This window comes from Aquitalea aquatilis (assembly GCF_005155025.1).
Classification (GTDB): domain Bacteria; phylum Pseudomonadota; class Gammaproteobacteria; order Burkholderiales; family Chromobacteriaceae; genus Aquitalea; species Aquitalea aquatilis.
Genome location: NZ_CP039731.1, coordinates 261656 through 277049, shown reverse-complemented (window position 1 = coordinate 277049; position 15394 = coordinate 261656). Strand labels below are relative to the sequence as shown.

Sequence of the window (15394 nt, the reverse complement as noted above, 5' to 3'; positions counted from 1 at the left end):
GAGCTGCCGATGCCATCCCGCTGGATTGCCTATCTTTACCTGCTGCTGGCCATGCTGGGCGCGGGTAGTACCGTGGTGGTCAGCAAGCTGGTGTCCGCCAGCCTGCCGCCCTTTACCGCCACCGCCATCCGTTTCGGCATGGCCTTGCCGCTGTTTGTGTTGCTGATGTGCTGGCGGCGTGCTGACTGGCCCCGGCTCTGCCGGCATGACTGGCTCATCCTCACCATGCAGGCGGGCGCTGGCAGCGTCGGCTATACCGTGTTGTTGCTGGCCGGAATACGTTTGACCACCGCCGCCAGTGCCGGTGTGATGATGGGTACGCTACCGGCCGTGTCCAGCCTGCTGGCCTGGCTGTTGTTTCGCGAAAGCATGCACTGGCGGCAAGGGTTGGCGCTGCTGCTGTGCAGCGCGGGGGCGCTGACGGTGTCCTTGCGCAGCGGTGCGGCATTGTCGTTTAGCACGGCCGGCGAGCTGGCCGGCAACGGGCTGATCCTGCTGGCGGTGGCCTGCGAGGCGCTGTTCATCCTGCTTAACCGCCGTTTGCATACGCCTTTGCCGCCGCTGGCCTTGTCCTGCTACCTGTGTGCGCTGGGTTTGCTGCTGGCCTTGCCGCCAGCGGCGCTGGAGTGGCAGGGCAACTGGCATGTGTCAGCAGTTGCGCTGCTTGGCCTGGCTTATTACGCGGTGGTGCCAACCGTAGTGGGTTTTGTGCTGTGGTATGCCGGTGCCGCGCGGGTGGCGGCGGGCGAGGCGGCCTTGTTCACTGCGGTGTTGCCGGTGTCGGCGCTATTGTTTGCCGCCGCTTTACTACAGGAGGAGATCCGCCTGTCACAGCTGGCCGGCATGGCCTGTGTGCTCGCGGCCTTGTTATTGCAGCTCTTGCCTGCGCTGCACCGACCCAGCTCCGCCGAGATAGTGGGGGAAAAGTGAGTTTTGTACTGAGGAGGGACATTATCGTGCCGAGCAAGCTTGCTAAAAGGTCAAGTAATCTGTCATACATAATCTTCCTTCAACTGAGGAGCAGATCATGCAGATGAGCGACTTTCCCTTTGGCGTGACCGACTGGTCGGCCATCGCCCCTACCGAGCACCCCGGCGCAAGCGGCATGGCGCTGTGGCGCACCTGTCAGTTCGGCAACATCCGCGTGCGCATGGTGGAGTACAGCGCCGGTTATCTGGCGGACCACTGGTGTCGCAAGGGCCATATCCTGCTGTGTCTGGAAGGCGAATTGCTGACCGAGCTGGCCGATGGCCGCCGCTTCATGCTGACGCCGGGCCTGAGCTATCAGGTGGAAGACGAGGGCGAGCCGCACCGCTCGTCCACCCAGACCGGAGCGCGGCTGTTCATCGTGGATTGAATGGTTTGCCTACTGCCCCGGCCAATTGAGATTGTTGAAGGCCTGGGCCGTCCGGCTGCCGCCTGTGCTGTAGCCGTTACTGCAGGGCAAGGGCTCGGGGCAGGGCGGAATGTCGCTGGATGCACGTGGCTGGCTGAGCGTGAAGACGCGGGCAAAACTGTTGGCCACGGCATAGCGCGGCGTGTCCAGCAGCGGTTGACTGCTGCCGGGCCGGGCAATCTGCGCCAGGGTACGGGCAATGGCGGCATGATCGTAGCAGTCATGGTCGATGGTCGCCTGGCGGATATAGGGCGACACGATGATGGCCGGTACCCGCAGACCAAACTGGTCGAAGCGGAAGTTGTGCATATTAAGCGGACCGGGGGGCTGGGCTTGCAGTGTGGGCAGGCCGTTCACACTGCGGGGATCTGGCAGCACGTGATCGAAGAAACCGCCATGCTCGTCAAAAACGATGAGCAGGGCTGATTCATTCCAGTAGCGGGAGGACTTGATTGCCTCGTAGATGCGCTTGACCAGGGCCTCGCCGTTGCGGACATCGCCCACCGGATGCATCGATTCCCCATTGCGGAAATTGCCCAGGGCATCGTAGCGCGGCTCGATGAAGATGAAGCGTTCATCATCCAGCTTGCCGTCCTGCAGCCGTTGCAACAGGGTGTCGTGTTCGATGAAACGCCATTTGCGCGCGTCTTCATTCACACCTTTCAAGGCCCAGGCCTGTGGTGGCGGGTCGCCGAAGGCCACCAGCCATTCTGCCGGATTCAGCCGGGTTAGCAGGGAGTCGCTGCCGGTGCCGAATTTTTCGCCGTCAAAAATATCCGAGGCCAGAATGCGGTTGGTGGAGGGAGAGTGATCCAGTCCCCAGGAGGTAGCAGCCAGGGCAAAGAAGCGGTTGGGCCAGGTGGGGCCAGGCACACTGGAGAACCAGCGATCACATACGGCAAACTGGTGTGCCAGAAAATTCAGCACCGGCAGTTGTTCCGGACTGAAACCGCGCATGGCACTGGCAACATCTTGCTGGTGTGCCGACAGGCAACGGGCAAAGCCCGCCTGCTGGGCCGTGGCGGCCAGCGCGGGGTAGCTGCCATTGCCGGGCAGGCTGGCGCTATCGTTGAGGCATTGTTCTGCCGTAATGCCGGCCTGGCTGCCGCATAACTGCAGCAGTACATCGGAAAATTCGTGGCCAGGGTCGCTGTTGAGGCGGAAGCTGGCCCCGGCTGCCACCGTATGCAGGGTGCCATTGCCATCCACATTGCTGAACGGTGGCTTGCCGATCAAGCCGTCGGCATGGGTGGGCTGCCCATCGGGCGTCCAGCCACGCAGGTCGGACCAGCCAAGAATATTGTCGTAGGAGCGGTTTTCCAGCATCAGGACAAACAGCTTGCGTATCTTGTCGATGGCTGACATGGCGGGCTCCTAACCGGTCTTGAAAATGGAAGCGATCTTGTTGGCACCGTAAGGTAGGTACAAGGACGCCCCGGCCAGGAAAAAGCTCCAGGCATCATTGGCCTGGCTGATCGACTGTCCATGACACAAGCGCCAGAGGACGAAATAGCCGGTTGCCACGAAAAAACTCCCCAAAATAATGCTGCCTAACAGGGCAATCAGCCGGGAGGAGCTGGCAATCAGCGGCGGCAGATCACCCGCGGCGGGAGTGGGGCTGCCCTCTGGCAGCGTAGACTCCTCTGCCAGAGCCTGGGCCAGGCTCCAGTTCTGTTTCTTCAGGGTTTTGACCACCAAGAGCAGACTCGTCACGAGCAGGATGGTGGTACCGATCATGAGGGTATTGGTCAGCATGTCCGGCAAAGCGGCATTGCTGTTGTTGTCGGCCAGGGCAAAGGCGGGTAGCAGGCCGAACAATACGGCAGGCCGATGGATGGGACGCGGTAGGGTGGGTAGCAAGCACATGGCACTCTCCAGGTAGAACCGTGGCTCGGCAAATTGCCCAGACACGCAAATGCCCCCGATACGCTATGTATTGCCCGCTGCACCATGCTGCCGGGTGGCAGGATGGGAAGCAATATTATTGATTTAAACAGTTTGTAGTATATGGTGGATATGGCTGATTGCAAGTCACCGGCAAGCCTGATGTCATGCCCGGAATGGTTACGAGCAAGCGACCATCCTGATGATGGTGGCTGGTGATGCGGTTACCGTTGCCGTTGCCGATAGCGATGGCGGCCAGCAGCCTGTCGCGCAGTGTGGAGGCCATTGCCCAGATGTCGGAACAGAATGCTGCCGCCATTGGCCCGGTGGCCGGAGCGGCCAGCCGCATGGCTGGCCACCTCGCAGACCCTGCAACAAAGCGTGGCCAAGTTCCAGCTGTAAGCGGGCTACCTGCTGCCTAGCTCAGGCCGGCTTGCTGCTCTTGCGTGGTTTGCTGGCCGGTTTGGCCACGCTGGCGGCTTCACCCTCGCTCAGCGCCACCGGTTTCACCTTGGCGCTGGCCGCTTTGGGTTTGACTGCTGGTTCGCCCTTCTGGATATGCAACAGGCGGCGGCGGATGTCGTCGGTGTCCAGCCAGATATCCTCGCCCTTGCTGATGCGCTCCAGCTCCTGATCGCTGAGGAAGGGGCGGCAGACGTTGCGCATCACCTTGTCGAACCACTTGCGGCTGGCCATGACCTGCGCCGCCTGTTCGTTACCTTTGCCAATGGAGGCAGAGGAGTAGTTGTGGAACATCAGCTGGCAAGTGTCGTGCACGATCAGTTCGTCACCGGCCAGGAAAATCAGCGCGCCCATCGAATAGGCGCGGGCCTCCAGAATGGTGATGACATGGGCGTCGCTGGCCGCGATGTTGTTGATGATCTGCAGCCCGGTATCGAAATTGCCGCCGGGGGTGTTCAGATGCAGGAAGATCAGGTCGGTGGCGCTGGCGGTGCGCAGGGTGTACAGCAGGTCGGTGTACTGGATGGGGTCGACGATTTCGCCGGACAGATAGTAGGAAATCTGCCGGATCACGCCTTGTGATTCGTAGCGGCGGAAGGCGGGCAGTTTCACATCCTCGTCTTCGTCGTCGTCATTGCTGCGGCCTTGCAGCGGGGCAGGGTAGAGAGAGTGGGTCATCGCATTTTCCTGTTGTTGTAAGGATGAGGAAGACTGCGTGTTGCTCTTGCAGTGTAGTCCTGCCACCGCAGCGGCGGCCAGCCTGTTTCCCCCGCGTTTTGCGATGTGGCAAGACGGCAGGCAGAAAAAACGCCTGCGGCACAGGGCGGCAGGCGTTGTGGAATCAGCATGGGGTGGGGCTTAGCTCAGCTCCTTCATTGGCTCAGCTCCTTCAGCAGCTCCTTCACCCGTACCAGGCGCAGGCCCACTTCTTCTATTTTTGTTTCCACGCGCAGTTTGTCCTGCCCGGCCAGCTTGTAGTTCTTCTTGCTCTGAATCAGCTGGATGATCTTCATCGGATCGATCGGCGGGTTCTTGATGAACTGCAGCTGGATGGCCACTTCGCTGGCATCCAGCTTGGCTACGCCCAGCGGCTTGGCCAGCAGGCGCAGGCGGTGGCTTTCGATCAGCGTTTTCACCGTTTGCGGCGGCAGGCCGAAGCGGTCGATCAGCTCCTCGTGGATGTCGTCGATGTCCTGCTCGGTGTCGCAGGTGGCCAGGCGCTTGTACAGCACCAGCCGTTCATGCACGTCCGGGCAGTAGGCATCCGGCAGCAGCGCCGGGCTGTGCATATTGATTTCGGTGGTGACACCCAGCGGTGCGTCCAGATCCGGCTCGCGGCCTTTTTTCAGGTCGCGCACCGCCTGTTTCAGCATCTCGGTAAACAGCGAGAAGCCCACTTCCTGCATCTCGCCCGACTGGCCCTCGCCCAGCACTTCGCCCGCACCACGGATTTCCATATCGTGCATGGCCAGATAGAAGCCGGCCCCCAGCTCGCCCGACAGCTGGATGGCTTCCAGCCGCTTGCCGGCGTCCTTGGTCATGCCGTCCGGTGTCAGCAGATAGGCATAAGCCTGGTGATGGCTGCGGCCCACCCGGCCACGCAACTGGTGCAGCTGGGCCAGGCCGAACTTGTCGGCGCGGTTGATCAGGATGGTGTTGGCATTGGGAATGTCGATGCCGGTTTCGATGATGGTGGAGCACAGCAGCACATTGAAGCGCTGCTGCAGAAAGTCGCGCATCACCTGTTCCAGCTCGCGTTCGCGCAACTGACCATGGGCCACGGCGATGCGCGCTTCCGGCACCAGTTCGGCCAGTTTTTCGCGCATGTTCTCGATGGTATCCACTTCGTTATGCAGGAAGAACACCTGGCCGCCACGCTTGAGTTCGCGCAGCACGGCTTCGCGGATTACGCCATTGCTGGCCGGGCTGATGAAGGTTTTCACCGCCAGCCGGCGGTTGGGGGCGGTGGCGATGACGGAGAAGTCACGCAGGCCTTCCAGTGCCATCGACAGCGTGCGCGGAATCGGTGTGGCGGTGAGGGTGAGCACGTCGACATTGGCGCGCAGGCGCTTGAGCTGTTCCTTCTGGCGCACGCCAAAGCGGTGCTCCTCGTCGATGATCACCAGCCCCAGGTTCTTGAACTGTACGTCCGGCTGCACCAGCTTGTGGGTGCCGATGACGATGTCCACCGTGCCCTCGGCGAGGCCCGCCATCGCGGCCTTGCTTTCCTTGGCGCTGCGAAAGCGCGACAGTTCGGCAATCTTGATCGGCCAGTCGTTGAAGCGGTCGGAGAAATTCTGGAAATGCTGCTCGGCCAGCAGGGTGGTGGGCACCAGCAGCGCCACCTGCTTGCCCCCCATGACCGCCACAAAAGCCGCCCGTAGCGCGACTTCGGTCTTGCCAAAGCCCACATCGCCGCAGACCAGCCGGTCCATCGGCTTGCCGCTGCACATATCGTGGATGACCGCTTCGATGGCATTGGCCTGATCGATGGTTTCCTCGAAGCCGAAACCGGCGGCGAAGGCATCGTAATCGTGGTGGGACAGGGTAAAGCTGTGGCCTTCGCGCGCAGCACGCTGGGCATACAGATTGAGCAGTTCGGCGGCGGTGTCGCGGGCTTTTTCGGCGGCGCGCTTCTTGGCCTTTTCCCAGGCCGGGTTGCCCAGCTTGTGCAAGGGAGCCTGCTCGGACGGGCCGCCGGCATAGCGCGAAATCAGGTGCAGCTGGCTCACCGGCACGTAGAGCGTGGCATTGTCGGCGTATTCCAGCTGCATCAGCTCGGTTTCGCCTTCGCCCAGGTCCATCGACACCAGGCCGATATAGCGGCCGATACCGTGCTGTTCGTGTACCACCGGGTCGCCGGATTTGACCTCGGCCAGGTCGCGCAGCATGGAGTCCGAACTCATCTTCACATGGCGGCGGCGGGTATGGCTGCGCGCGATGTGCTGGTACAGCTCGCTTTCCGTAATGATGGAGCGCGCGGGCTGCTGCTGGGCAAAGCCGGAATACAGCGGGGCCACCACCAGTGCCAGCGGCATGCTGCCGTCGGCAAATTCCTGCCAGTTGTCGATCAGCTGCGGCTTGATGCCGTGTTCCTGCAGGAACTGCACCATGGTTTCGCGCCGGCCCAGGCTTTCTGCCGTCAGCAGTACGCGCTGGCCGCTGCTTTGCAGGTAGTGCGCCAGCTTGTGCAGCGGGTTGTCGGCGCGGCGCTCCACCGCCAGATCGGGAAGGGCCAGGCTGACGGCATCCGGCTCGCCACTGGCGGGGATTTCAATGCGCGAATAGGGCTTGATGCGGCCGAGGAACTCGTCCTGGCGCAAGAACACATCGGCCGGCGGCAGTACCGGACGTTCCGGGTCGCCCTGTGCCATGTGGTAGCGGTTCTGCACGTCTTTCCAGAAGGTGTCGGCAGCACCGGCCACGTCGCGGTGTAGTACCACCAGCGCTGATTCACCCACGTAGTCGAACAGGGTGGCGGTTTCGTCGAAGAACAGCGGCAGGTAGTACTCGATGCCGGCCGGGAACAGATTGGCCGACACCTCTTTATAAATGCGGCTTTTGGACGGATCACCCTCGACGCGCTCGCGGTAGTGCTGGCGGAAGGCGGTGACGCCGGTTTCGTCGGCCGGGTATTCCCGCGCCGGCAGCATGCGGATTTCCGGCACCGGGTACAGCGTGCGCTGGCTGTCCGGGTCGAAGGTGCGCAGGCTGTCGATTTCCTTGTCGAACAGGTCGATGCGGTAGGGCAGGGTGCTGCCCATGGGGAACAGGTCCACGAGGCCGCCACGAATGGAAAACTCGCCCGGTGCCATCACCTGGGTGACGTGGTTGTAGCCGGCCGTCACCATGTCGGCGCGCAATTGCTCCACATCCAGTTGCTGCTTGCTTTGCAACAAAAAGGTGCGGCCCAGCAGATAGCTGACCGGGGCCAGCCGCGTCATGGCGGTGCTGACCGGGGCAATCACCACCTGGCATTCGCCGCGATGGATCTGCCACAGCGTGGCCAGCCGCTCGCTCACCAGTTCGCCGTGTGGCGAAAAGTGGTCGTAGGGCAGGGTTTCCCAGTCGGGCAGCAGGGCGGCCTTGATGTCGGGCGCAAACCACGGCAGCTCGGCCTTCAGCCGCTGGGCGGCCTGGGCATCGGCAGTGAGAATGAGCAGGGTATGGCCAGCCTGGGCCAGACCGGCCAGTACGGCCGCGTCCAGACCATCCGGCAGGGCGGGGCAGCGGGTCTTTTGACCGGCCGGGGCAATGCGGGGCAGAGTGTCCAACATTCTTCTTCACATTCGTGGATCTGCGGGTATTATACCAGCGGGCATTTCATACCAAAGGTGTGTTTGCCATCCATTTACAAGAGGCCACAAGGCCCGCAATCCGCCAGGCATCTGAACCACACTTCGAATAATCACTGCCCCCGAGCAAGAGCGGGCAGGGTCAATGCATGGCTGCAAAGGACTGGGAGAGTGAATACAAAGGGGATGTTTGCAAGCTGGGGGGCGTTTGTGCTGTTCGCTGCCAGCTTGTTGCTATGGCCCAGACAGGCGCTGGGTGAAATTCCTTTATATGGTTTTCTGCCGCACGGCCTGTTTGCCGGCTGGCTACTCTGGCGTGGCGCAGGCGTGGCCTGGCGCTGGCCGGTGGCGGCATGGCTGATCAGCATGCAGTGGCTGGCCTGGCCATGGGCGCTGGCCCTTTCTGCATCGCTGCTGCTGATGCTGCCCGGCGCACGCCTGCTGCAGAGAGACTCCGGCGTGGAAGATGGCTCGGCCATTTCCCAGTTGCTATGGCGGCTGCTGGAAGTCTCTGCCTATTTGCTGGCCCCGCCGGTGGCCATGCTCGGCGTGTTTTCGCTGTGGTATGGCGCCATGCCACAGGTCATGCAATGGACCGCACTGGCTGCCGGCTGCGCCATGCTGGCCATGACCTGCTGGCTGCCACTCTTGCGCATGCCTGGCTGGCCCGAGCAGCGCCGCCTGCTGGAGTTGCTGCTGATTCTGCTGGTCATGCTGGTGGTGTGGGCTTCGATGGTCAGCAGTGCGCAAAGCCTGCCCTTTCCCCGCCCGGTATTGTTCTTCCCGCTGCTGATCTGGGCCGCCTTCCGTGGCCGGCTGCTGGGGGCCTGCCTGTCCGGTTCGCTGCTGTGCCTGCTGTTGTCGCTGCCCAGCTTCATGCCCGGCCTGTATCTGCATGCCGGCGTGGCCGAGCTGATGAACGACACCGTGCTCTGCCTTACTTTCATTGTGGCAGCCGTGCTGGTGGCCACGCTCAGCGATGTGCAGCGGCGCAAGGAAGACGAGCTCAACGAATTCCGTTCGCGGGTGGAATCACTGGTCAACAACAGCCCCAATATGATGTCGCTCAAGGGGCTGGATGGCCGCTTTCTGCTGGCCAATCGTGCTTACAGCCGCATGCTGGGGGTGTGCGAGCACGCCATGGTGGGCAGTGTGCTGGAAGACTATTTCACCGAGGATGACGCCAGCCGCATCAAGCAACAGGACGCGGTGGTGCTCAGTTGCCTGGAGCCGCGCCAGTTCGAGGAAAGCTTCAGTGTAGGGGGCAGCGATTTCACCATGCTGGTCAGCAAGTTTCCGCTGTTCGACAGCCAGGGCCGGCCGGCCGGGGTGGGCAGCGTGGACACCGACATCACCCGCAGCCGCGAAGAGCAACAAGCCAAGAAAGAGGCCGAAGACAAATACTGGGCGCTGGTGGAGCAGACCCTGGTGGGCATTTACATCATGCAGGACGAAAAGCTGGTGTATGTGAATCCCAAGCTGGCCGACATCGTCGGCTATCCGCCGCAGGAGATGCAGAATATGGCGCTGGAGCGGCTGCTGCCCGCCAGCGAAGCTGGCCGCATCCGGCTGCAGATCAAGCGCCGGCTGCGCGAAAATATCCAGATCATGCACTACACCACCCGCGCCATCAGCCGCGACGGCCATCTGGTCGACCTGGAAGTGCACAGCCGGCTGGTGGAATACGATGGCAAGCCGGCCTTGATCGGCGTGGTGGTGGATATTTCAGACCGTATCGCGGCAGATACTAACCTCAAGCTGGCCGCCAAGGTATTCGAGAATTCGGCCGAGGGCATCCTGATCCTGGATGCCGACGCCCACATCATCGCCGTCAATCATGCCTTTACCCGCATTACCGGTTACGAGGAAGGCGAAGCGCTGGGCAAGTTGTCGCGCATTTTTGTCGATAGCGACGATGTGACCAGCCTGCAGATGCAACAGGCGCTGACCCTGCACGGCCAGTGGCAGGGTGAAATGCGCGACCGGCGCAAGAATGGCGACTGGTACCCGGCCGAGCTGTCGATCTCGCTGGTGCGCGATGACGCTGGTTGTCACAGCAATTACGTGGCGGTGTTTTCCGACATCACCGTGCGCAAGCAGGCCGAAGAGCGGCTGCAGTTTCTGGCCAATCACGACCCGCTCACCCGCCTGCCCAATCGCAGCAGCCTGATCAGCCGGCTGGAACAAGCCATTGTCGAGATGAGTGGCGAACCCGGCCCGCTGGCGGTGATGTTCATCGATCTGGACCGCTTCAAGCTGATCAACGACTCCTTTGGCCATCAATCCGGCGATGAGCTGCTGCGCGAAATTGCCATCCGCCTGTCCAATTCGGTGGGCGAACGCGGCCTGCTGGCGCGGCAGGGCGGCGACGAATTCACCCTGCTGCTGACCGAATTTGCCGATCAGTCGGAACTGGCCGGTCTGGCCGAGGAAATCCTCGCCGTGCTCGGCCGCGGCCTGCGGCTGGAAGAGCACGAGGTGTGTGTCACCGGCAGCATCGGCATCAGCGTGTTTCCCAATGACGGCACCGATGCGCGTAGCCTGCTGAAAAATGCCGATGTCGCCATGTATCGCGCCAAGGATGCCGGCAAGAACACCTATCAGTTTTTTGACGCCGAGATGAACACCCAGACCTTCGAGCGCCTGCTGCTGGAAAACGGCATGCGTCAGGCGCTGGAGCGGGGCGAGTTCGAACTGCACTACCAGCCGCAGCTCAATGCCGCCAGCCGCGACATGTCCGGGGTCGAGGTGTTGATCCGCTGGCGTCACCCGCAGCTGGGTTTGATCCCGCCCTTGCGCTTTATCCCGCTGGCCGAGGAAACCGGCCTGATCAAGCCGATTGGCGACTGGGTGTTGCAGGAAGCCTGCCGCCAGTTGAAGGCCTGGGATCTGGCCGGCCTGCATGTGCCACGGGTGGCGGTCAATCTGTCGGCCCGCCAGTTCGAACAGAGCACGCTGGTGGACAATGTGGCGCGCGCCTTGCAGACCGCAGGGCTGGAAGCCGGCCGGCTGGAGCTGGAAATCACCGAAAGCATGATCATGCAGAACCCGGTGGAAACCGTGCACCAGTTGGGCGAACTGAAAGCGCTGGGTGTCTGGCTGTCCATCGATGACTTCGGCACCGGCTATTCCTCGCTGTCGCATCTGAAGCGCTTCCCGCTGGATACGCTGAAGATCGACCGCTCCTTTGTCGATGGCCTGCCCGGCGATGAGGACAGTGTCGCCATTGCCGAAGCCATTCTGGCCATGGCCAAGAAGCTCAAGTTCAGCGTGGTGGCCGAAGGGGTGGAAAATGCCGCCCAGGCGGATTTCCTCGAACTCAAAGGCTGCACGCTGTTGCAGGGCTATCACTTTGGCAAGCCGGTGCCGGCTGCCGAATTTCCTGCGCTGGCCGCGCAGCTCAGCCAATCGGCGCGGCTGGCCATCATGGCCGACTGGCAGGGCGGTCTGTAGCGGGGTGGCGCGCAGTTTGGCAGCAGCCGGCCCGGCTTTGCGGCTACAATAGCGGCCATTCCCCGTTTACAAGGCTTCAAGCGCATGAGCAACAAGCGACTCATTCACGGCTTTCATGCCATCAACGCCCGCTTGTGGCAGAACCCGAAGAGCCTGCTCGAAATCTGGCTGGCCGGCGGCCGCCAGGACGAACGGGCCAAAGCGGTACTGGAAAAGGCCGGCGAAGAAAGCATCAAGCTGCACATCGTCGACAAGGCGCGGCTGGACAGCATGAGCGGCAATGCCCGCCATCAGGGTGTGGTGGCCATGATTGATGCCAGCCGCAACCATGTCGATCTGGACGACGTGCTGGAAAACCTGGCCGAACCGCCGCTGCTGCTGATTCTGGATGGTGTTACCGACCCGCATAATCTGGGTGCCTGTCTGCGCGTGGCCGATGCCATGGGCGCACATGCCGTGATTGCCCCCAAAGACCGCTCGGCCGGGCTGAATGCCACCGTATCCAAGGTAGCCTGCGGCGCCGCCGAAGTAGTGCCCTATATCACGGTGACCAATCTGGCGCGCACCCTGCGCGACCTGAAAGACGCCGGAGTGTGGATTGCCGGTACCACCATGGAGGCCGATACCGATCTCTTCCATGTCGATGCCGCCGGCGCCCTGGCCTGGGTGATGGGATCGGAAGGCGAGGGCATGCGCCGCCTGACCCGCGAACACTGCGACGTGCTGGTGTCCATTCCCATGTTCGGCACGGTGGAAAGCCTCAATGTGTCGGTCTCCTCCGGCATGGTGCTGGCCGAAAGCCGCCGCCAGCGGGTGCTGGCCGCCGGAAAAGCCAGCTGAGCCAGCGCATCGCCGCTCCCTGCCAACCCCATGCCCCGGCATGGGGTTTTTTGATGCAGGACAGCTTTTTACAATCTCGCTGATCCATTGCGGAACCTTGCTGGCTATACTTTGCTCTATGGTGCTTATACCCTTGGGGGGTATGTGGAGGTGCTGGCTGCCTTGCCAGGCCGCACCGTGTTCACCGCCTCTCTCTAATTGACGGAGCCAATACATGGACAGAAGACATTTTCTGCAGTGGAGCAGCGCGCTGGCCTTGACCCCCTTGCTGCTACGCCAGGCCTGGGCTGAAAGCATGACTGACATGCCGGGCATTGATCACGCTGCCATGGGGCATGGCCTTGCCGGTGCGGCCAGCATGCCTGCCGCCGACAGCCTCGGCTTGCCGCGTGGCCTGCCATTGCCGTCGCTGTCCCGGCTGGAAAACCACGGCGCAGCCGGCCACCTGGTGGGGCAGCTTGCCGCCGCACCGGTTAAACTGCCCCTGCTGCCGGGCAAGCCGGCTAGCACCTGCTGGGCTTATAACGGCCAGATTCCCGGCCCGGCCATCGTCGCCTGGGAGGGCGATGAAGTCCGCCTGCGGTTTACCAACCAGTTAAGTCAGCCCAGCACCATTCATTGGCACGGCATGCCGGTACCGGCAGCGCAGGATGGCAATCCGCATGATCCGGTATTACCCGGCCAGACGCGTGACTACCCGTTCCGGCTACCGGCAGATAGTGCCGCCAGCTACTGGTATCACCCGCATCCGCATGGCTATACCGGCCAGCAGGCTTATATGGGGCTGGCCGGGGTATTCGTGGTGAAAAGCCGTCACGACCCGCTGGCGCATTTGCCCGAGCAATGGCTGGTGCTGTCTGATCTCAAGCTGGATGCCCACGGCCAGATCGCTGCCAATAGCGCGGCAGACCAGCATGATGGCCGCGAAGGCCAGTTCGTGCTGGTGAATGGCGGCTGGCAGCCGGTGATTGCTTTGGCCGAAGGTGAACGGCAGCGCTGGCGTATCTGGAATGCCAGCAGCGCGCGCATCCTCAAGCTGGCCTTGCCCGCACACGACATACAGCTGGTGGGGACGGATGGCGGGCTGATCGCTGCGCCACGGCGCATCGAGACGCTGCTGCTGTCACCCGGTGAGCGGGCGGAGATCGTCATCACCGGGCGCTTTGCCGCTGGTCAAGCATCTGCCTTGCAGGCTCTACCCTACAACCGTGGCAAGGCCATGGGGCCGGAGCAGAGCACAACCCTCACCCTGGCTACGATCAGTCGTAGCGGCAGCAAGGCCACGGCCGAGCTGCCGACAACGCTGCGCCCGATTGCGCCGTTGGGTGCGCCTGCCGTCAAACGGGTGGTGAACTTTAGCGAAAACATGGCTGATCCGGCGGCCATGTTCCTGATCAATGGCAAGAAGTTCGACATGGACCGGGTGGATTTCACCGGCAAGGTGGGCCAGGTCGAAGAGTGGGATATCGTCAGCCAGGCGCATATGGATCATCCCTTCCATATTCACGGCACCCAGTTCCAGGTGATCGCCCGCACTGACGATGTTGTGTGGCAGGACGAACCCTTCCTGGCCTGGCGTGATGTCGTCAACATTCCGGCAGGCGAAACGGTGCGGCTGCGCTTTGTCCAGCGCTTGCCCGGCTTGCGCATGTTCCACTGCCACATTCTGGAACATGAAGACGCCGGCATGATGGCCACGCTGGATGTGCAAGCCTGAGTGGTGCTGCCGCGCAAGCCAGGGACTGCCGGTGTTACACTGGCAGGCCTGATTTTTATTTGATAGCGGAGTGTGCATGAGCCTTGCCCCGAAAACCGATGCCTGCTGTCACACGCCGCCCGATGTTGCCGGCAAGAGCGTGGTGCAGCCGAACAAGTCGGCCCTGCTCAAGCGGCTGGCGCGCATCGAGGGGCAGGTACGTGGCATCAGCGGCATGGTGGAAGCCGACCGCTACTGCGTGGATGTGCTGACCCAGGTGGCCGCGGTGAAATCGGCGCTGGATGCGGTATCCATGCAGTTGCTGGAAAGCCACATGAAAGGCTGTGTCAGCAAGGCCCTGCTGGAGGGCGACGCCACCGGCATGGTGACCGAACTGATCGAGGTGGTGAAGAAAGTCCGTTAACCATTAATAGCGCTTTAGCGGGTCTGAATAACAACATTCTTTGCCGCATTCTGTTGCCCTCCCTTTTCAGGAAACCTCCGAGATGAAAACCGTATTGTCCGTGCTGGCCGGCCTGCTGTTGTCGTCGTGGTCGCTGGCCGACCCGCTGCCTTTCGAGCAGTTCATGCACCTGCACCGCGACATGAGCGAAGCCGAGCTGCTGCAAGCGGCCGGCAAGCCGGATTATGTGCGTGCCGATCCCGCCGCCAACGGCGACCGGCAGTTGTTCTGGCTGGGCGATGCCGATCTGCCCTACACCACGCTGGTGATTCTGCACAATGGCCTGGTCAGCGACATCCGCCGCGACAAACGACTGTAAGCCGCCAGCCGCCAGCCGCCAGCCGCCAGCCGCCAGCCGCTTTGCTGCTTTTGCCACGCCGGCGGCGCTGTGCCGCAGCCTCTGGCCGATTTTGTTTGCCGCAGCAGGATTAAGTGCGTAGAATGCTGCGGTTTCACTACCTTGCTTTTTGCAACCGCATGGCAAAAAGCTAAACAGCCATAAGGAGTTAACATGCGTCATTACGAAATCGTGTTCATCGTCCATCCGGACCAGAGCGAACAGGTTCCGGCCATGATCGAGCGCTACAAGGGCATGGTTCTGGCCGCTGAAGGCAAGATTCACCGTCTGGAAGATTGGGGCCGTCGTCAACTGGCTTACCCGATCCAGAAGCTGCACAAAGCCCACTACGTTCTGATGAACGTTGAGTGCCAGTCCGAAACCCTGGCCGAGATCGAGCACGCCTTCAAGTTCAACGACGCTGTTCTGCGTCACCTCACCATCAAGCTGGATCGCGCCGTTACCGACGCATCCCCGATGATGAAGGACGAAAAGGCCAAGAACCTGCTGGATTCCCAGCAGCCGGCAGCCGAGGCCGAAGCTGCTGCCTAATTGGCAGGAGACAAGG

General features: G+C 62.1%; 13 protein-coding genes. 8 read left to right on the top strand and 5 right to left on the bottom strand.

The window, feature by feature from the left end; translation table 11 throughout:
- Window positions 1–9: 9 nt before the first annotated feature.
- Window positions 10–930, top strand: a complete 921-nt coding sequence (locus tag FAZ30_RS01320) for a DMT family transporter (protein WP_137008447.1) — start codon at window positions 10–12, stop codon at window positions 928–930.
- A 97-nt stretch (window positions 931–1027) separates the two neighbouring features.
- On the top strand, window positions 1028–1357 hold the full coding sequence (locus tag FAZ30_RS01315) for a DHCW motif cupin fold protein (RefSeq protein ID WP_137008445.1): 330 nt from the start codon (window positions 1028–1030) through the stop codon (window positions 1355–1357).
- Window positions 1358–1366: 9 nt separating this feature from the next.
- Here FAZ30_RS01315 and FAZ30_RS01310 read toward each other — a convergent pair whose 3' ends face one another.
- The 5 genes from FAZ30_RS01310 to mfd all read right to left on the bottom strand — a co-directional run bounded on the left by FAZ30_RS01310 (window position 1367) and on the right by mfd (window position 8019).
- Complete coding sequence (locus tag FAZ30_RS01310; RefSeq protein WP_205676633.1) at window positions 1367–2761, bottom strand: alkaline phosphatase family protein; 1395 nt, start codon at window positions 2759–2761, stop codon at window positions 1367–1369.
- A gap of 9 nt (window positions 2762–2770) precedes the next feature.
- The gene (locus tag FAZ30_RS01305; protein ID WP_124644677.1) at window positions 2771–3262 is read right to left on the bottom strand and encodes a hypothetical protein; all 492 of its coding nucleotides are present in this window, start codon (window positions 3260–3262) and stop codon (window positions 2771–2773) included.
- Window positions 3263–3377: 115 nt separating this feature from the next.
- Window positions 3378–3629, bottom strand: a complete 252-nt coding sequence (locus tag FAZ30_RS01300; RefSeq protein WP_124644678.1) for a hypothetical protein — start codon at window positions 3627–3629, stop codon at window positions 3378–3380.
- Window positions 3630–3703: 74 nt separating this feature from the next.
- A complete protein-coding gene (locus FAZ30_RS01295) occupies window positions 3704–4420 on the bottom strand; it encodes a Clp protease ClpP (protein ID WP_124644679.1) in 717 nt (238 codons plus the stop codon).
- Between the two features lie 194 nt (window positions 4421–4614).
- Entirely contained in the window at window positions 4615–8019 is a 3405-nt protein-coding gene (mfd, locus tag FAZ30_RS01290) for a transcription-repair coupling factor (protein WP_124644680.1), read from the bottom strand.
- 204 nt (window positions 8020–8223) lie between these two features.
- Between mfd and FAZ30_RS01285 the strand changes: the two genes are divergently transcribed.
- The 6 genes from FAZ30_RS01285 to rpsF all read left to right on the top strand — a co-directional run bounded on the left by FAZ30_RS01285 (window position 8224) and on the right by rpsF (window position 15378).
- Window positions 8224–11490: a sensor domain-containing protein gene (locus FAZ30_RS01285; RefSeq protein ID WP_124644681.1), complete on the top strand. Its 3267-nt coding sequence runs from the start codon at window positions 8224–8226 to the stop codon at window positions 11488–11490.
- A gap of 84 nt (window positions 11491–11574) precedes the next feature.
- Window positions 11575–12330 carry a 23S rRNA (guanosine(2251)-2'-O)-methyltransferase RlmB gene (gene rlmB / locus FAZ30_RS01280; RefSeq protein WP_137008443.1) on the top strand — a complete coding sequence of 252 codons (756 nt, stop codon included), beginning with the start codon at window positions 11575–11577 and terminating at the stop codon, window positions 12328–12330.
- Window positions 12331–12544: 214 nt separating this feature from the next.
- On the top strand, window positions 12545–14047 hold the full coding sequence (locus FAZ30_RS01275) for a multicopper oxidase family protein (protein ID WP_137008441.1): 1503 nt from the start codon (window positions 12545–12547) through the stop codon (window positions 14045–14047).
- 76 nt (window positions 14048–14123) lie between these two features.
- Window positions 14124–14450, top strand: a complete 327-nt coding sequence (locus FAZ30_RS01270; RefSeq protein WP_137008438.1) for a metal-sensitive transcriptional regulator — start codon at window positions 14124–14126, stop codon at window positions 14448–14450.
- 82 nt (window positions 14451–14532) lie between these two features.
- Window positions 14533–14808 carry a hypothetical protein gene (locus FAZ30_RS01265; RefSeq protein WP_137008435.1) on the top strand — a complete coding sequence of 92 codons (276 nt, stop codon included), beginning with the start codon at window positions 14533–14535 and terminating at the stop codon, window positions 14806–14808.
- Between the two features lie 192 nt (window positions 14809–15000).
- A complete protein-coding gene (gene rpsF, locus FAZ30_RS01260) occupies window positions 15001–15378 on the top strand; it encodes a 30S ribosomal protein S6 (protein ID WP_124644686.1) in 378 nt (125 codons plus the stop codon).
- The last annotated feature ends 16 nt before the right edge of the window (window positions 15379–15394 follow it).